This window comes from Flavobacterium sp. RHBU_24, assembly GCF_046613695.1.
Taxonomy (GTDB): Bacteria; Bacteroidota; Bacteroidia; order Flavobacteriales; family Flavobacteriaceae; genus Flavobacterium.
Map to the genome: position 1 here is coordinate 63,104 of NZ_JBKJHD010000018.1, position 18,927 is coordinate 82,030.

Here is an 18,927-nt window from a genome sequence, read left to right on the forward strand (position 1 = left end):
TTTTTTAATGGCTAGAACCCTTGTAATTGGCGATATTCACGGCAGCCTTAAGGCTTTAGAGCAGCTTCTTGAGCGCTGTAACGCCACGCCGGATGACCACCTCATCTTCCTGGGCGATTATGTAGACGGCTGGAGCCAAAGCCCTGAACTGATAGAATACCTTATTGACCTGAAATCTACACACAACTGCACTTATATGCGTGGTAACCACGACGATTTGCTAATGCGCTGGCTACAAACCGGGCAGTACAGCGAGCAGTGGTTTAACCACGGTGGTCGTATTACCATGGAGCGCTATAACGCCCTTTCAGATGATAAAAAGCAGCTGCATTTACTGTTTCTTGAAAGCCTTGAAGATTATTACCTGGATGCCGAAAACCGGCTGTTTGTACACGCCGGGTTTACAAACCTTAACGGGGTGTTGCACGAGTATTTTACCCGCATGTTTTACTGGGACCGTACCTTGTGGGAAACCGCGCTGGCACTAAACCCTGTATTAGAGCCTGACGATATGCTGTACCCAAAGCGGTTTAACCACTACAAGGAGATATTTATAGGCCACACCCCTGTAACCCGCATAGGGCAAACCACCCCGGTGCAAAAAGCCAATTTATGGAATGTAGATACAGGCGCCGCCTTTAAGGGGCCGCTTACCGCGATGGATGCCGATACCAAAGCATTTTGGCAGAGTGAACCGGTGCATGAACTACACCCCGAAGAGAGCGGGAGGAATTAAATACGTAGAAAATATTTTTTGCAACATGATTATTATCATGTTATTAAGATAACATCGGGCGTAATTTTGACTCATAATTTAATACTATTGGTTATGAGCACCTATCAACATTTACTTCAAAATTATATACGCGGATACCTGGGTTTTTCAACTCTGGGCGTTATGGTACAGAGCTGTGTGGGCGGCCTGGCAGCCATGGCTATATTGATGAACGGAAACAGTTTTATACAAATGGCGCAATTATTTATTGCTGTAGTACTGTGCGTAAGCTATAACGGTGCGTTGCTGTCGCAGCTTCCTGCAAAAATAACGTTTAACCTTTTTTGGGCCAGTATTACTATAAATGCCGTGCTGTTTGTGCTAAACCTGATATAAGGCAAATTTTTTGGACGCTGTTTTTTCTGGCCCCGCTACGCGGGGCTGTTTTTTTGCGGGGAAATTTACCGTATACCATCATCCATAAACTTTAACAGGATGTACTTTTTAGCCTTTGCATTATAATATCCCAGTACGTAATAGTATTCGTAAGGGAATACGGTTTGCAGCGCAATTTGCTTTTCATGCTCATACATATACTGGCCTATATAATCAGCGGCGAGGCGCTCCTGGGGTAAATTTTTATGATTAAAGCTTTCGTCAAAAAGGCTTTCGATGTAAATGGACTGCGTATGCTCGGGGAACATGCCAAAAGCGTCGCCACCTACGCCAGTGGCTGCCATAGCTATTGTACCAAGGCTTCCCACAATCATTTCGCCCGCCGGAGCGGTAGCGCGTATAGCGCCCGAAACAACCAGGATGTCGTTAGGTGTTTGGTATACAGATATGGCCGGGGTGCCCATATTTGCCCTCCGGATGAATTTTTTAGTGTTCTTAAAAATATTGGCACTTTTGTTACCCGTTTGCTCCAGCAGCGCCGAATTCTTAAAGCTAATGGTATCGTTTATCCCAGCTGTATAACTTTTCAGTACATTTCCGGTTGCAAGGTCGGTAGCCTGTAGTGCCATTTCGTTTTTGCTTATGGCTATATGGTACAGTTTATTGCCGTGCAGGAATGAGTTTGAATCGCCATCTTCCAGCACTGGTTTCGGGATAATTTTTTCCGATACTTTATACGTTTTAGCTTCAATAGTGAAAATTTGCGTTGCTGCCGGGTTTTGGTCAAAGGTAAGCTGTAGTGCATCTTTTGATATAAACAGCTTTAACTTACCGGCCGTAGCAGGCAGCGGGTTATAAGTAGCCGCTTCCATTTTTTGTAGGGTATGTGTTTCCAGCAACGTGTGAAAAGAAACGGAACTACTCTCTCCATCGTCAAATTTAAAATCAGAAAAATCGGCTGTGTGCCTTTCATACCTGCCTTCATTAAACACATAAAAGTATAGTTTACTTTCTTTTTCAGGCAGTGTTACAATATGAAAAGAGTTGTTAGCGCTAAAGGTGAGCAGTATATCTTCGTCTTTAAACAGCATTTCAAACGAATAGTCGCTAACCTTTTTGGTATCAAAATCAAACTGCAGTTCCTGTACTTTTTTAAAGTCGGCGCTGGCCCAGTATGCCGATGGCTGCCCGGTAGCACTGTAGCTGTAGCCCGCCGTGAGTTCGTAATCGGCTGTAGAGGGGCGGTCGGTGGCCAGGCTGTCTGCGTAATATAGTACGCGGGTATAGCGCAGGGCGGTAACGGTGTTTTTATCAGCAGCAAACACTACCAGGCCGCGGTTATTAGCTTCGGGCGCGGGCAGGGCATCGTGGTAAGCATCGGCCTTTTGTAAATCAAGGTAATGTGATGATAAAACCACCTGCCCTAATGCGCTTTGCAGGCAGCAGGTGATGAATAATAGGGTGAATATTTTTTTGATGGCCATAGCTATTTTTACCAAAACGTATTGTAAAGGTACGGAAGGATAAGCAAATACCATGCCCGCACTTTATGATATGAAGTTACTAAATAAGCAAAGGCGGGAGTGTAAAATAATCTATAAAAAAAGCCCCTGTTTCCAGAGGCCTCTATATTAATAGTTATGAGATTGCTTCGTTCCTCGCAAAGACGGGCTGCCTACTGCGACTGAACACTGGGCACTAATTTAGGAGATTGCTTCCCCATTATCCACCCCCTCAACATCCGGGTTAACGAATACCAGTTTGCCGTCGGGGCTTTGGGTCATCAGTATCATGCCCTGGCTTTCTACACCACGCAGGTTGCGCGGTGCAAGGTTAACCAGCACGGTAACGCGCTTGCCTATAATGTCTTCGGGCTTAAAGCTCTCGGCAATGCCCGATACTATAGTGCGCACATCTATGCCCGTGTCAACTTTTAGCACTAAAAGTTTGTTGGCCTTTGGCATTTTCTCAGCTTCCAGTATCGTCCCGGTACGTATGTCCATCTTTGCGAAGTCGTCATACTGTATCAGGTCTTTTTGGGGTGCGGCCACTTTATTAGCGGCAGCGTTAGCTGTTTTTGTAGCCTCCAGTTTATCTACCTGTGCCTGTATGGCTTCGTCTTCTATTTTACTGAAAAGCAGTTCTGCCTGGCCTATGTGGTGCCCGGCGGTAAGCAGGTTTTCTTTAAGCGCAACATCATTCCAGCCGGTACCGTGTGCGTCTTTAGCTTCGTTATAGCTTAGTGTTTCATCAACTACGCCCATCGAAATTACCGGCTCCGGCCTTTCGTCCAGTTTTAGTATGCCTTTTAGCTTCCTGGCGGTAAACGGCAGGAATGGCTCACATAAAACCGATAGCGCCGTGGCAATTTGCAGTGCTACATACATTTGTGTTTTTACACGCTCCGGGTTGTCTTTAATTACCTTCCACGGCTCTTCGTCCGCCAGGTATTTGTTGCCGAGGCGCGCCAGGTTCATTAGCTCTGTAAGGGCCTCCCTGAAACGGTACCTCTCAAGGCTGCTGGCTATTACGGCAGGATAGGCACGCATTTCAGTAAGTGTGGCGGTATCTACGTCGCTAAATTCATTGGGTTCAGGCACCGCACCTTCGTAGTACTTATTGGTAAGTACCACCACTCGGTTAATAAAGTTGCCAAATATGGCAACCAACTCATTATTATTACGTGCCTGGAAATCTTTCCATGTAAAGTCGTTATCCTTTGTTTCGGGTGCAGTCGCGGTAAGCGAGTAACGCAGCACATCCTGCTGGCCCGGGAAATCCTGTAAATATTCGTGCAGCCATACCGCCCAGTTTTTGCTGGTGCTTAGCTTGTTGCCCTCAAGGTTAAGGAACTCATTGGCAGGCACGTTGTCCGGCAGTATATAAGAGCCTTCGGCCTTAAGCATGGCAGGGAATATAATGCAATGGAACACAATATTGTCTTTGCCGATAAAGTGCACCAGCTTGGTGTCCTCACTTTTCCAGTAGGGCTCCCAGTCCTTGCCTTCGCGGGCGGCCCACTCTTTGGTCGACGATATGTAGCCTATAGGCGCGTCAAACCACACATACAGCACTTTGCCTTCGGCACCTTCAACAGGCACAGGGATACCCCAGTCGAGGTCGCGCGTTACGGCACGGGGCTTAAGGCCATCGTCCAGCCACGATTTTACCTGGCCGTATACGTTAGGCTTCCAGTCTTTCTCATGGCCTTTAATAACCCATTCCCGCAGGAACGCATCATATTGGTCTAACGGCAAAAACCAGTGTTTTGTGGCTTTTAATATGGGGGTGGTACCGGTTATGGTACTCTTTGGGTTTATAAGGTCGGTCGCGTTGAGCGATGAACCGCAGTTTTCACACTGGTCGCCATAGGCTCCCTCGTGGCCGCACTTTGGGCAGGTACCGGTTACAAAACGGTCGGCCAGGAACTGGTCGGCCTTAGCGTCATACAACTGCTCGGTAACTTCTTCAATAAACTTGCCTTCGCTGTATAGTTTTTTGAAAAACTCTGAAGCCGTATCGTGGTGCACCTTAGCCGAGGTACGCGAATAATTGTCAAACGATATCCCGAAGTCTTCAAACGATGTTTTGATGATGTGGTGGTATTTATCTATAACTTCCTGCGGGGTGATGCCCTCTTTTTTGGCTTTCATAGATATGGCTACGCCGTGCTCATCGCTTCCGCAGATAAAGGCAACATCCTTACCCTGAAGCCTAAGGTAGCGGCTGTAAATATCTCCGGGTACATATACGCCGGCCAGGTGGCCTATATGGATGGGGCCATTGGTGTAAGGTAAAGCAGCGGTAATGGTATATCTTTTTGGGTCTTGTAACATTGTTGCAGTTTGTGAATTTATGTGCAAAAGTACGAATTTTTTGGGAAGGTGCTGAGGTTCTTGTGATGGAACGCGGATGACGCGGATGCGGCAGATTTTCGCAGATTATGGATAAAAGTTATACCTCTTTTTCCCAAACCTCAAAATCCGCGCAAATCCGCGATTGCGTAGCATCCGCGTCATCCGCGTTCCGTAATGCCTGAGTGAAGCTACCAACAACCATCAACGAAAAAAACCACCCAATTCCAACCCTCCACACATCTACCCGCATCTTAACCATTAAACAGTAAAACCAATTGTATTATGAAAAAATATAGTTTACTACTATTGCTGAGTTATATATCGATGACCGCTCAGCAGCAAAAAACAGCTTTTGCCTATTTTGATTTTGATAGTGATGTGCTTACCGAAGACGCACATATTACACTTGACAGTATTTCATCTGAACTGAAAGGCACCGACAGTTATGCAATAAAAATTTATGGCTTTACAGATGACGCCGGTACCGAAAGTTACAACCGCATACTCGCGCAAAAACGCGCCGACAGGGTAGCGGGGTATTTTCAGCTGCACGGTTTCCTGATTGCCGAGGCAGCAGTAGACAGTCCGGGGCTTCGCGCGGCGGTACTGACCGCGGAGAAGAAACGCAGGGTACGTATTGAGTACACCGCCAGGGCTCAGCCGTATGAAGTGGCAAATACAAATGCTGGTTACGGCAGTAGCGTAAGCATACCCGAAATTAGGGGTAGGCAGGGCACAAACGTGATTTTGAGCGGTGGGATAGGCCCCGGCGAGGTAGCCGTGAGCGAATTTTTTAGTACTGAAAGTATGATAGCAAATGGCATGTATGGTATTGCCGAGGGTGGCGACATATTAAAATCTGAAGGGATGATAACCGTGTGCAACACCTATAAGCAGGTAGACAGTACGGGTATGTATACCATACAGATACCTGCAAACCGCGGCGTAATAAACGATAAGGCAAGTGTGTGGCTGTCGCTTGAAGATAAAGAAGGCAAACTGGTATGGCAAAATACCAGCATAGAAGTAACTACCGACAGCATAACAAAAATGTATACTATAAAACTGCCAGCAAAACCGGCAGAATGCACCCACATAAACCTTGATATGTTTGCCAATAGAGAAAACGGCTACCGCGTAGTATACCTGTATACCGATAAACCGTATGATTTTGTTAAGGCGCGCATGTACAATAGTTATGGCGATATGTATTTTTCGGCAAAGGTAAACGATACCACCTGGGCGTTTTGTGTTCCAAACCATACCGGCCTGGCAGGTATATTGTTTACCGGTGCCGAAAAAGATTCACGTAAGGAAATAGGCCTGCAGCTACGCAAATGCCGCCATAAAGTAGATAAAAAACGCAACCACCATTATTACATTACTGAAAGAGCCCTCATAGCGGGACTACCTAAACAGGCGGAAAAGAAAAAGAAAAAAAGCTGGTTTAGCGAGTTATTTTAGACTTGGTATATTTCGGTTAAGACTTGATTAGCCTTTTATACCGTTCGCTATATTCTTAACAGAGAAAAACCGGCTATATGTGGCCGGTTTTCGTTCTTAAAAAATAAAATAGTGTTGCTGTGTGTGCTTCTAAATAAGCTTAGTGTTTCCCTTTACCGTTACCATGGCCTTCGCCGTTACCACGGCCATTGTTGCCTTTTTGTACCACTATGGCATTACCGCGTGGGGTGGTTACCACCCTGGCTTTTTTAGCCTGTCCCGGCGGTATGCCTATTGTTTTTTGCCTTGATGGATGGTATCCTTTAGGGTATTTTACCTTATGTTTTTTATAGTATACATAAGGAGTAGCGCCTTTATAGTCGGTTAGCACCACTTTATAGCCATTATAAAAGTTATATTGCCTGTAGGCTACAGGTACCACTGTGGTGCGCACCCATACGTTATTATTTGGGTAAATATATTCGGCATTAGCCACATCATAATAAATGCCTATATCCGGAATGTAGTAATAACGCACATCGGTATATCCGGACGGGCCCCATGCAGGTGGGCTTCCTATATTTACATTAACCGAAACCTGTGCCTTCATCTGGCCGGTTACTACAAACAGCAACCCTGCCATTATTAACCTGAATGTTTTCATAATAATCAATTTTAGTTTGGTAGCTATGTCGTATTTATTTATAGCCTTATTTTCCTACAACCAAGTTACGTGCCTTTTTGTGATATTATGGAAGGATAAAATAACATTTAGTAAAACTTTGGCACTTTGTCTTAACGCAATCAAAAAATACTACAACCCTTATTACTCTTATTAAAGCCATTTCCGCAACGGTTATGGCGGTGGCATCTTTTCATTCCATTCCATAAAAAAATACTATCTTTACCCGCAAAACGTTTTATAAAAACAACCAAGGCACGTAGTGGCAACGCCACGACCTATATATAACAACTTTTATGGCATGTACTAATTGTTCTACGGGGTCTAAAGACGGTACCCCAAGAGGATGTAAAAGCAACGGCACCTGCGGGACCGACAGCTGCAATAAACTAACTGTATTTGACTGGCTTAGCAATATGAGCCTTCCCGGCGGGCAAGCCCCGTTTGACTGTGTGGAAGTGCGCTTTAAAAACGGACGTAAAGAGTTTTACCGCAACAGCGAAAATATTACCCTGAGCATGGGCGATATAGTAGCCACCGAGGCTTCGCCCGGCCACGACATAGGCATAGTAACCCTTACCGGCGAGCTGGTAAAGATACAAATGAAGAAAAAGGGCGTAGAAAATAATGGCGAAGTGCTTAAAGTGTACCGCAAGGCATCGCAAAAAGATATAGACATATGGAGTGCGGCCCGAAACCGCGAAGAACCTATGAAGGTTATAGCCCGTGAAATAGCCATACGGCTTAACCTCGAAATGAAAATTTCGGATATAGAATTTCAGGGCGATGCCTCAAAAGCAACCTTTTATTATACAGCAAACGACCGTGTTGACTTCCGCCAGCTTATTAAAGACTACGCGCGCGAATTTAGTATACGTATCGAGATGAAACAGGTGGGCTTCCGTCAGGAAGCTTCACGCCTGGGCGGCATAGGCTCTTGCGGCCGCGAGCTGTGCTGCAGTACATGGCTCACTGACTTCCGAAGCGTAAACACCAGCGCGGCACGTTACCAGCAATTATCGCTTAACCCGCAAAAGCTCGCGGGGCAGTGCGGTAAGCTAAAATGCTGCCTTAATTATGAGTTAGACACCTACCTGGATGCCCTTAAGGAACTTCCGGATATGGAAACCAGGTTGTATACCGAAAAAGGCGACGCGTTTTGCCAGAAGATAGACATCTTTAAAGGCCTTATGTGGTTTGCCTATACAAACGATACCGGCCACTGGCATGTGCTTGAGGCAGAAAGCGTTAAAGAAATCATGGCGCTGAACCGCAAAAAAGAGCGTGTAGCGGCACTGGAAGAGTATGTAGTAGAAACAGAAAGCACCGAACTTATCGAGAAAAGCTTCCAGAATGCGGTGGGCCAGGACAGCCTTACCCGTTTTGATGCGCCTAAACGCAAGAAAAAACCTGGCCGCAACAAAGACCGTGGCGGCAAAGGCGAGCCCGCTATAACGGCCGACAGGCCCGATAAGCCGGTCGGCCAGGCGCCAAGGCAGCAGGGGAACCGCCCTAAACAGCATATAAAGCCACGGGAAAATAAACCGGCCGGCGAAAACCCGGTACAGGCACAGCCAAATCAAAGCCCGGTTCAGGGCCAGCCCAAACAAAACCAGAACCAAAACCAAAACAGGCCGCCGAGGCCGGAAGGCTCTGCACCAAAAGGCAATACAGAGGGCAATCCTAACAACAATAAGCAGAGAAGGAATAATAACCGTAGAAATAAACCGCCGGGTGACAGGAATGGTAGTAACGATAAAAAATAGCTTTTTTGCCCTTGTGGCGCTTCTTTTACTGGCCTCATGCGATAAAGCGCGTGTGTTTGATGAGTACAAGGAGTTTGACGGAGGGTGGAACATCGACAAGAAAGCCCAGTTTACGTTTGAGGCTACCGATACGGTAAGCCGCTACAACCTGTTTATTACCACACGAGCAAACAATAGCTACCCGTACAGTAACCTCTTTATAATTGTGCAGATGGAGCAGCCCGATACCAGGCTGGTTAAGGTAGATACGCTGGAGTACCAGATGGCAAACCCTGACGGCAGCCTTATGGGCAGTGGCTTTAGTGACATTAAAGAGAGTAAGCTGTGGTATAAGGAAAACGTAAACTTCCCTAAAACAGGCAAGTATTTGTTTACCATCCAGCAGGCAGTGCGGGAAAGCGGCAAAGTGCCCGGCGTAGAAAATTTAGAAGGCATTACCGAAGTAGGTTTCAGGATAGAAAATAAAGAATAATACAGCAGTATGGCAGTAGTAAATAATAACGGACAGGACGAGAAAAGAGAGTTTAGGCGCTACGTAAAAAATTTCTGGAAGATATTCGGCTTTGGTTTCTTAGCCATAATCTTGTTCTTCCTCCTGGCATCGTGGGGTGTTTTTGGTAAAATGCCCACTTTTGACGAACTGGAAAACCCTAACTACAATGTAGCTACCGAAATCATCAGTGCCGACGGGCAAACACTGGGTAAGTTTTATACCCAGAACCGTACCCCGGTAAAATATAGCGACCTGCCTAAAAACCTGGTAGATGCTTTAGTTGCTACCGAAGACGAACGTTTTTACGACCATTCCGGCATTGATATGCGTGGTACATTAAGGGCTGCCCTTAGCCTGGGTGCTAGCGGTGGTGCGAGTACACTGAGCCAGCAGCTGGCAAAAAACCTTTTTCACGGCGAAGGCTCTAAAAACCTTATCATGCGTATTATCCAGAAAGGCAAGGAGTGGATTATAGCCATCCGACTGGAGCGCCAGTATACTAAGGAAGAGCTTATTGCCATGTACCTTAATACCGTTGACTTTACGCATAATGCTGTAGGTATACGCTCTGCTTCTAAAACTTATTTTGGTAAAGAACCAAAAGACCTCAAGACGGAAGAGTCGGCAGTAATTGTGGGTATGCTTAAAAACCCATCGCTATACAACCCGGCAAGTACAAGTGAAAAACGAAGGAAGCTGGTGCTTGACCGCCGCAATACGGTGTTCGGGCAGATGGTGAAAAACGATAAACTTACCGAGGCTGAAAGCGTTAAGTTAGAGAAGGAGCCAATAAAACTTAACTACCATCCCGAAAGCCATAAAGACGGAATAGCTACCTACTTTAGGGAATACCTGCGCGGCTTTATGGATGATTGGGTAAAAGACCACCCCAAGGCAGACGGCAGCGAATACAACCTGTACCGCGACGGCCTAAAGATATATACCACTATAGACAGTAAGCTGCAGCAATATGCCGAAGAGGCGGTGCACGACCACCTGGCTAACCTTCAGGAAGAGTTTTTCATCCAGCAAAAAGGTAATAAGAACACACCATTTGTAAGGATAAGCGAGGCCGAAACCAAAGGCATTATAGACCGTGCGATGCGCAATAGCGAACGCTGGCGTAAAATGGATGCTGATGGTAAAAGCGAAGACGAGATTATAAAATCGTTCAGCGTTAAGACTGACATGACCGTATTCACCTGGAAGGGTGAGCGCGATACAATAATGACGCCCATAGATTCTATCCGTTATTATAAGAGTTTCCTACAAACAGGGCTTATGAGTATGGAGCCGCAAACCGGTTTTGTAAAAGCATGGGTGGGCGGTATAGACTATAAATATTTTCAGTACGACCACGTAGCCCAGGGCGCACGCCAGGTAGGTTCTACCTTTAAGCCCTTTGTATATGCCACGGCCATAGAGCAGCTGCACATATCGCCATGCGACTCGGTAATAGACGGTCCTTTTAGTATTCCTAAAGGTAAATTTAATATAGATGCGGACTGGAACCCGCAAAACTCTGATGGTAAATTCCGCGGTACGGTAACCTATAAGCAGGCCCTGGCACATTCTATAAATACCGTTTCGGCCAAGTTAATAAGCCAGGTAGGCCCTAAAGCGGTAGTAGATATGTCAAAAAAACTGGGTATTACCAGCAAAATTCCGGAACAGCCCTCTATAGCACTGGGCAGCGCCGATATAACGGTAAGCGAAATGGTAGCGGCCTATGCCACCTTTGCTAACCAGGGAATGTATGTAAAGCCTGTGGTTATTACAAAAATTGAAGACAAAAGTGGCATGATCCTGTATCAGCCTACTATACAAACCCACGAGGTGGTTAGTAAAGACATTGCCTATGCGGTTATAAAACTGCTGGAGGGCGTTACCGAAACAGGCAGTGGCGCGCGCCTTAAATGGGGCGGCAACGGTGGCCCGGCTTATAAACGAATGACAGGCTACCCCTACCAGATACTAAACCCGGTAGCCGGTAAAACAGGTACATCACAAAACCAGAGCGACGGGTGGTTTGTGGGCATGGTGCCTAACCTTGCCACCGGTGTATGGGTGGGTAACGAAGACCGCTCTGCGCACTTTAAGAGCCTACAGTACGGCCAGGGTGCTATGATGGCGCTGCCTATTTGGGGCCTTTATATGAAAAAGGTATATGCCGATGACAGCGTTGTATTTAAAGTATCAGAAAAGCCTTTTGAGCGCCCTAAAAACCTGAGCATACCCGTAGACTGCTGGAAGAAACCAACAGTTGATACCACCGAGGTTGATAGCACTGTGGTTGATACAGATGAACTTTTAGGCATGTAGTTGCAATAAGATTATGATGAAAAGACACCTTCAGTCGGAGGTGTTTTTTTATGCGCGATTATTACTTGCTGCTCTTTGGAAAATTCTTTTTATACAGTAGCCTTATAATCAGGAATAACACTGCTCTCCAAAACAATATAAAAAACACCTGCCATATAAATACGCCTACTGAGAAGTCCGTAAATAATCTTTTCATATTTCATTTTGTTTTTTATATGCTGCATTAGCAATGATAAGCGGCAAGGCATTCGGCATATACATGCTTACCTTCAGCACCCTCGGCAATTTCGCCGTTGGCATCACTTTTCTTGTAAACTTTGGCTGCCGTAACCTTTGCCAGGCTGTCAATCATAGGATATGCTGTTCCTAAAATGGGTTCGGTCATGCCACTTTTATCAATAAGGTTGAGTTCTTTTATGGCGTCGTTATCAAAGCTGTTTTTCAGGCACGCCTTAAAATAAACCAGCTTAAACTCTTCTATATAAGCGGTTTTGTTTCGCTTTTCCTGGGTTGAGGAGCAGGAAATAAAACAACATATAAGGACTATGGTTACTATTTTTTTTATTATAATTGACTAGGTTTAAATGGTTGGTACTCAAATTTAGATAAAAATAATTTATTCTTTAACCACCAGTCTTTAATCTGAGTTTAAATAAAAATTCAGTAGTAACACCAAAGAATAAACCCGTTTTTTTATACATTTATATCCCAATTATAAAATTAATTGTATGATTAATAAAAAAGTTCCGGGTGTGCAACAAGCCCTGCGGGATATAACCAATGATGTAACCATAATGCTGGGCGGTTTTGGCCTGTGCGGCATCCCCGAGAACAGCATTGCAGAGCTGGTGCGCAAAGGCGTATCGGGCCTTACCTGCATAAGCAACAACGCCGGCGTAGACGATTTTGGCCTTGGCCTGCTGCTTCAAAAGCGCCAGATAAAAAAAATGATATCGAGCTACGTGGGCGAAAATGCCGAGTTTGAGCGCCAGATGCTGAGCGGAGAACTCAAGGTAGAACTTACCCCACAGGGCACCCTGGCCGAAAAATGCCGTGCTGCCCAGGCGGGTATCCCCGCGTTTTATACACCGGCAGGGTACGGTACCGAAGTAGCCGAAGGTAAGGAAAGCCGCGAGTGGAACGGAAAGATGCACATTTTAGAAGAGGCCTATAAAGCCGACTTTGCCATTGTAAAAGCCTGGAAGGGTGACGAGGCCGGGAACCTCATCTTTAAAGGCACGGCACGCAATTTTAACGCGTGTATGGCCGGTGCCGCAAAAATTACCATTGCCGAGGTAGAGGAACTTGTGCCTGCCGGAGAACTTGACCCAAACGCTATCCATGTGCCGGGAATTTTTGTGAAACGGATTTTTCAGGGCGAGAAATATGAAAAAAGGATAGAGCAACGGACGGTGAGGACGATTTTTTAATTTACCAATTTGGTTAAATCAATAGCAAAATGGCATTAGGCAAAGAAGATATCGCGAAAAGAATCGCAAAAGAAGTACAGGACGGGTATTTTGTAAACCTGGGAATTGGGATACCTACCCTGGTGGCAAACTACGTGCGTCATGATATCAACGTAGAATTCCAGAGTGAAAATGGGGTGCTGGGCATGGGTCCGTTCCCATTTGAGGGCGATGAGGATGCCGATGTTATAAACGCGGGCAAGCAAACCATTACCACGCTGCCGGGCGCATCGTTTTTTGACAGCGCCACCAGCTTTGGCATGATACGCGGGCAGCACGTAGACCTTACCATACTGGGCGCAATGGAAGTGGCCGAGAATGGCGATATAGCCAACTGGAAGATTCCCGGCAAGATGGTTAAGGGCATGGGCGGCGCGATGGACCTTGTAGCATCTGCCGAAAATATAATCGTGGCCATGATGCACGTAAACAAGGCAGGGGAGAGTAAGCTGCTTAAACGTTGTTCGCTGCCGCTTACCGGTGTGGGCTGTGTAAAGAAAGTAGTAACAGAGCTTGGCGTATTGGAAATTGTACCCGAGGGCTTTAAACTCCTGGAACGTGCACCGGGCGTAACGGTAGAAGATATTATTAACGCAACCGAAGGTAACCTTGTTATCGAAGGCGAAATTCCGGAAATGGTTATTGATTAACGCTGAATTATAAACCATGAACATAAAGGTTTTACACCTTGACAGCAACCACCCGCTGCTTTGGGTCCAGCTTGAGGCAGGCGGGTTTATTAACGAAGCCGATTACACATCAGCCAAAGCCGAGGTGGAAGCTAAGATGGTAGGCTATAACGGCATTGTCATACGCAGCAGGTTTAAAATAGACAGGGCATTTATAGATAGCGCCCCAAATCTTAAGTTTATAGCCCGTGTAGGTGCCGGGTTAGAGAGTATTGATACAGCCTATGCTGAAAGCAGGGGTATCCACCTTATTGCCGCACCTGAGGGCAACCGCAATGCGGTAGGGGAGCAGGCACTTGGCATGTTGCTGAGCCTGTTTAACAACCTCAATACAGCCGACCGCGAAGTGCGCAACGGGCAGTGGGTACGCGAAGCCAACCGCGGGCATGAGCTTGATGGTAAAACGGTGGGCATCATTGGCTATGGCAATATGGGCAAGTCTTTCGCTAAAAAGCTTCAGGGCTTTGATGTTGACGTAATTTGTTACGACATTAAACCCGGAGTGGGCGATGATAATGCCCGACAGGTTTCGCTGGAGGAATTACAGCAAAAGGCCGACGTTATTAGCCTGCACACACCCTGGACACCCGAAACCGATAAGATGGTAAACGAAGCCTTTATAAGTGCGTTTGCCAAGCCCTTCTGGATTATTAATACCGCAAGGGGCAATAGTTTGGTAACAGCCCACCTTGTTGCAGCATTGCAGTCAGGTAAAGTGCTTGGTGCCGCGCTTGATGTGCTGGAATATGAAAAATCATCGTTTGAACAGTTGTTTACCGGTACCGATATGCCGGAGGCATTCCGTTACCTGTTAACCGCAAACAATGTCTTACTTACCCCCCACATAGCCGGTTGGACTTTTGAAAGCCATGAACGCCTGGCACAAGTAATTGCAGATAAGATTAAGGCGGTTTACGGTAAAAAAATCTAACTTTTTATACAAAATTTTATATATTGGGCATATAAAATCAACCTCTATCTATAGGTATCCATGAACCTAAAAAACACCAGGGTCATACAAATCAATTTCGGCTATATGCGTCTTAGAAACAGATCAAGGGTATATGAGCAAGTTCCACCAAGACCTATCGCTATTTTTTGACCCTCAAGCATAAAGTTCAGGGCTGTAATACCTGCTCTTGAGGAATTGGCATGTAGATATTTAAATACACCTGTTTTCATTATGCGACTCCGTTTATCGGTTTGAATGTAATTGAAATATCAATATCTGAGCCTAACGCTATTCCTGAATCTTACATTCCATATGCCAGGGTTTTATTTGTATGAAAAATAATACACGATACTGCAAAAAAAGTTAATAAATAATTATTATCAGGTATACTGTGTTAAAATTTATTTAATTAGTTTTGTAGCCGCTTCTGCCAAAACATGGACCTTTAGCGAAAACCAAAAGACCAATTGACCAATGAATTCCCTTACTAATAGAGTACAAGCACCCTGATAATATCTTATCAGGGCAATACATCATTATTTCCCCTGAATTTTTGTTATAATGAATATCAAAACCAAATCAATTATATATGGTACTTAAAACTACTGTTAAAAACTTCCTGACGGCATTCCTGCTGGTGTTAACCGCCGCATTTTATGGGCAACAGCCCGGAGACCTTGACCTTACCTTTAACGGCCATGACAATGTATACGTGGATAATGACGCTCCCAGCCTGTATAATGGCGCAAACGGCACCGTATATACATCTGCATTGCAGCCCGACGGGAAAGTTATCATCGCCGGTGATTTTACCACATACCGGAGTTATCCCAAAAACCGTATTGTGCGTATACTCGCAAACGGCTCTATAGATCCTACATTCGATCCCGGGCTGGGTGCAGACGGCATTATCTATTCGGTAGCGTTACAGGCCGATGGAAAAATAGTAATAGGTGGCGCTTTTACCACCTATGGCGGGGAGGCCCGCAACTATATTGCGCGCCTTAATGCAGACGGATCGCTCGACAGTACTTTTGTTCCCGGCACCGGCGGCAACAACTATGTACAGGCAGTGGCCGTACAGGCCGACGGCAAGATACTTGCAGGGGGCCTGTTTACAATGTTTAACGGATTTTCGGCCAACCGCATTGTACGCCTTGCGTCTTCAGGCGATGTAGACGATACCTTTACCACTAATACCGGTGCTTCGGCCATTGTAAGGGCCATAGCCATACAAAATGACAATAAAATACTTATAGCCGGAGATTTTACTACTTATAACGGCACTACCCGCAACCGCATTGCACGCCTTACTACAACCGGCACGCTGGATACTACGTTTGCCCCGGCATCGGGAGCCAATAGCGCCATTTACAGCGTAAACCTGCAAACAGATGGTAAAATTCTTATTGGAGGCAGTTTTACCACTTTTAACGGTACTAGCCGCAAAAGCGCGGCCCGTATAAATACCGACGGCTCGCTGGACACCACTTTTACTGTGGGAACCGGGGGTAACGACATTGTACGGTATATTATGGCCCAGACCGACGGAAAAATACTGGTAGGGGGTAATTTTACTTACTTTTCGGGCATTGTAAACGCTCACCGCCTGGCGCGTCTCTTGTCTAACGGCGTTGTAGATACCGCCTTTACTACAGGCTCTGGCTACGGCCCCGCAGACGCGGTATACAGCATAGTGCAGAGAGCCGATGGAAAACTGGTGGTAACAGGAGCATTTGTAAACTATAACATTAAAAAGCGCGACTGTGTAGCTGCAATAAACACCGATGGTTCCCTGGATCTTGGCTTTAATAATATATCAGGAGTAGGCTCTGGCAATTATCTTGAAGAAGTAGCGCTTCAACCAGATGGTAAGATACTTTTGGCAGGCTCTATTACCCAATATAATGAGGTGCCGTACAACCGCATTGTACGTACCAATAGCGATGGCAGCATAGATACCAGTTTTAATATAGGCACCGGCGCCGATGGTTCAATAGGTGTAGTGGTAGTGCAGCCCAACGGCAAGATACTTATAGGCGGTGATTTTACCCACTTTAACGGGGTAAGCCGTAATAAGATAGCCAGGCTTAATGCAGACGGTTCGCTCGATACCACCTTTACCCCGAGTACCGGCTTTAACAATACGGTAAGAAGTATTGTATTGCAGCCGGACGGCGCGATACTTGTGGGTGGCGACTTTACCACCTTTGGTGGGTCAGGGTCAGAGTATTTGGTACGTCTTTACAGCGACGGTGGTTCTGACAGTTCCTTTAACTTTGCCAGCTCAACCAGTTCTGCCGTGCATTGCATTGCCTTGCAGCCGGACGGCAAAATACTTATAGGAGGCTACTTTAGCACATCAAACGGTGTAGCGCGCAAGGGCATTTCCCGTTTAAATTCTAACGGCACTCTTGATACCACTTTTAATCCTGGCACTGGCTCTAATGACCTCATATACAGCATAGCGCTACAGGCTGATGGAAAAATTCTTTTAGGCGGTGCATTTACCAACTTTAATAATACTTCGGCAAATAAACTGGTGCGCCTTACCACAACCGGGGCAATAGATTCCACTTTTCAGCTTGGTAGCGGAGCAAATTCATCAGGCGGGGTAAGTTCAGCAATACGTGAGGTAACCGTACTTTCAGACAGCAAAATCTTAATTAATGGCTACTTTAACAGCTATAATGGCTTCGTATCTAGCCGTTTGGCACGCCTCAATTCAGACGGTAGTGTAGATACCGCTTTTTATGCAGGAAACGACAGCAATGACGTCTCCATTCAGCATATAGCCATACAACCCGACAATAAGATATTGGCGGCAGGTTATTTCACTAGTTATAAAAATGTAAGGCGTTATGGCATAGCACGCATATATAACATGACCGGATGCAGCACTCCGGTAAACTTGTTAGGCACCGCACTAACCAGCACCAGCGCTAGTGTACGCTGGGAAATACCTAACGGCAGTACGCCTACTGCATACGAGTATGCGGTAACCACATCGGCCACCCCACCTGCCTCGGGCACGGTAGTTACTGATACCGCTGTTCCGGCATCCATTACCCCGGGTATACCCTACTACCTGCATGTGCGCGCAGTATGCGACACCAGCTACAGCTACTGGGCCACCTCTGCGCCATTCCAGTACTACACCGGCACCATACCCGGCGATACCTGCGCAAACGCCATAAACCTTGCAACCCTTACCAGCCCGTATAATGACACCACTATAGGTTCTAATAACGACTATTATAACGGCTACTGCGGCATGGGCGACTATGCCCCGGAGAAAATATTTTATATAAACGTGCCAAACGGCAGCGCGCTTACCATAGCCCAGACGGCAAACAATTATAACGCCCAGGCTTATGTAGGATGGGGCTCACCCTGCGATGCTATACCCAATATTATAGGCTGTGTAGGTGATGATACTACACCCCAGGTATGGTCTAATACTACAGGCAGCACACAAACCGTATACTGGATACAGGATGGCAATGGTGTTGATGCAGGCACCTTTACACTGTCGTGGTCGGTTGTGGTAACCCCGGTTTGTGGCACTCCTACGGCACCTGCCGCCACAAGCGTAGGCGCTACAGTTGCCACGATGGCGTGGACAGCTGCCACTACCGGGCCGCCCACAGGCTACCAGGTATATTATGCCACTTCGCCTACAGCACCATTGGCAGGGGCAGCCATAAGCAGCACTACCAACACCACAAACTATACGGCTGCCTTGCTTACCCCCGCCACTACTTATTACTGGTGGGTGCGCGCGGTATGTGGCAGCACTGCAGGCGCGTGGGTAGCAGGGGGCAGCTATACCACTTCGCTTATGGGCTGTACCACTGGCGGTTTATATCCAGCTGCAACTTACACACCTGCATGTACAGGAGCCGCGGAAACCATTGTTACAAACGCTTATGCGGGAGAATACAGCAGTGTTATCCTATCTGCAAATACAAACTATACGTTTTCAAGTTCGGTAACTACCGACTTTATTACCATAACAAACAGCACCGGTACTACCGTACTGGCGTATGGCACCACCCCATTAGTTTGGAATACCGGCGAAAACAGCGGTAACTTCCGTTATTACTTCCATACAAACTCGGCCTGCGGCACCCAGAACACCAA

At 46.3% G+C, this 18,927-nt stretch carries 14 protein-coding genes; 10 read left to right on the plus strand and 4 right to left on the minus strand.

Annotation, left to right across the window (positions count from 1 at the left end; genetic code table 11):
• The first annotated feature begins 7 nt into the window (after positions 1 to 7).
• Both ACLI09_RS15090 and ACLI09_RS15095 read left to right on the plus strand, forming a co-directional pair.
• Positions 8 to 736, plus strand: coding sequence for a metallophosphoesterase family protein (locus ACLI09_RS15090; protein ID WP_411420470.1), 729 nt, complete (start codon positions 8 to 10; stop codon positions 734 to 736).
• Between the two features lie 93 nt (positions 737 to 829).
• Positions 830 to 1,111 (plus strand): hypothetical protein, encoded by a 282-nt coding sequence (locus ACLI09_RS15095; protein ID WP_411420471.1) that lies wholly within the window; start codon positions 830 to 832, stop codon positions 1,109 to 1,111.
• Between the two features lie 65 nt (positions 1,112 to 1,176).
• Here ACLI09_RS15095 and ACLI09_RS15100 read toward each other — a convergent pair whose 3' ends face one another.
• Together ACLI09_RS15100 and metG are read right to left on the minus strand one after the other, a co-directional pair.
• Positions 1,177 to 2,595, minus strand: a complete 1,419-nt coding sequence (locus tag ACLI09_RS15100; RefSeq protein ID WP_411420472.1) for a hypothetical protein — start codon at positions 2,593 to 2,595, stop codon at positions 1,177 to 1,179.
• A gap of 219 nt (positions 2,596 to 2,814) precedes the next feature.
• The gene (gene metG / locus ACLI09_RS15105) at positions 2,815 to 4,947 is read right to left on the minus strand and encodes a methionine--tRNA ligase (RefSeq protein ID WP_411420473.1); all 2,133 of its coding nucleotides are present in this window, start codon (positions 4,945 to 4,947) and stop codon (positions 2,815 to 2,817) included.
• Positions 4,948 to 5,250: 303 nt separating this feature from the next.
• On the opposite strand from metG, the gene ACLI09_RS15110 reads away from it, so the two are divergent.
• A complete protein-coding gene (locus ACLI09_RS15110; protein ID WP_411420474.1) occupies positions 5,251 to 6,432 on the plus strand; it encodes an OmpA family protein in 1,182 nt (393 codons plus the stop codon).
• A 139-nt stretch (positions 6,433 to 6,571) separates the two neighbouring features.
• On the opposite strand, the gene ACLI09_RS15115 is transcribed toward ACLI09_RS15110, so the two are convergent.
• Complete coding sequence (locus ACLI09_RS15115) at positions 6,572 to 7,075, minus strand: hypothetical protein (protein WP_411420475.1); 504 nt, start codon at positions 7,073 to 7,075, stop codon at positions 6,572 to 6,574.
• A gap of 314 nt (positions 7,076 to 7,389) precedes the next feature.
• Between ACLI09_RS15115 and ACLI09_RS15120 the strand changes: the two genes are divergently transcribed.
• From ACLI09_RS15120 to ACLI09_RS15130, 3 genes are read left to right on the plus strand one after another with little or no spacing between them, the layout of a single operon-like run.
• Positions 7,390 to 8,859, plus strand: a complete 1,470-nt coding sequence (locus tag ACLI09_RS15120) for a stage 0 sporulation family protein (RefSeq protein WP_411420476.1) — start codon at positions 7,390 to 7,392, stop codon at positions 8,857 to 8,859.
• Positions 8,837 to 9,331: a gliding motility lipoprotein GldH gene (locus tag ACLI09_RS15125; protein ID WP_411420477.1), complete on the plus strand. Its 495-nt coding sequence runs from the start codon at positions 8,837 to 8,839 to the stop codon at positions 9,329 to 9,331. The genes ACLI09_RS15120 and ACLI09_RS15125 overlap by 23 nt, the downstream gene beginning before the upstream one ends.
• A 9-nt stretch (positions 9,332 to 9,340) precedes the next feature.
• Positions 9,341 to 11,674, plus strand: a complete 2,334-nt coding sequence (locus tag ACLI09_RS15130; protein ID WP_411420478.1) for a penicillin-binding protein 1A — start codon at positions 9,341 to 9,343, stop codon at positions 11,672 to 11,674.
• Between the two features lie 223 nt (positions 11,675 to 11,897).
• Here ACLI09_RS15130 and ACLI09_RS15135 read toward each other — a convergent pair whose 3' ends face one another.
• Entirely contained in the window at positions 11,898 to 12,059 is a 162-nt protein-coding gene (locus ACLI09_RS15135; RefSeq protein WP_411420479.1) for a hypothetical protein, read from the minus strand.
• 343 nt (positions 12,060 to 12,402) lie between these two features.
• Between ACLI09_RS15135 and ACLI09_RS15140 the strand changes: the two genes are divergently transcribed.
• The 4 genes from ACLI09_RS15140 to ACLI09_RS15155 all read left to right on the plus strand — a co-directional run.
• Entirely contained in the window at positions 12,403 to 13,104 is a 702-nt protein-coding gene (locus tag ACLI09_RS15140; protein WP_411420480.1) for a CoA transferase subunit A, read from the plus strand.
• Between the two features lie 29 nt (positions 13,105 to 13,133).
• Complete coding sequence (locus ACLI09_RS15145) at positions 13,134 to 13,793, plus strand: 3-oxoacid CoA-transferase subunit B (RefSeq protein WP_411420481.1); 660 nt, start codon at positions 13,134 to 13,136, stop codon at positions 13,791 to 13,793.
• Between the two features lie 16 nt (positions 13,794 to 13,809).
• Positions 13,810 to 14,763 (plus strand): 2-hydroxyacid dehydrogenase, encoded by a 954-nt coding sequence (locus ACLI09_RS15150; protein ID WP_411420482.1) that lies wholly within the window; start codon positions 13,810 to 13,812, stop codon positions 14,761 to 14,763.
• A 610-nt stretch (positions 14,764 to 15,373) separates the two neighbouring features.
• A partial coding sequence (locus tag ACLI09_RS15155) for a fibronectin type III domain-containing protein (protein ID WP_411420483.1) occupies positions 15,374 to 18,927 on the plus strand: 3,554 nt, incomplete at its 3' end.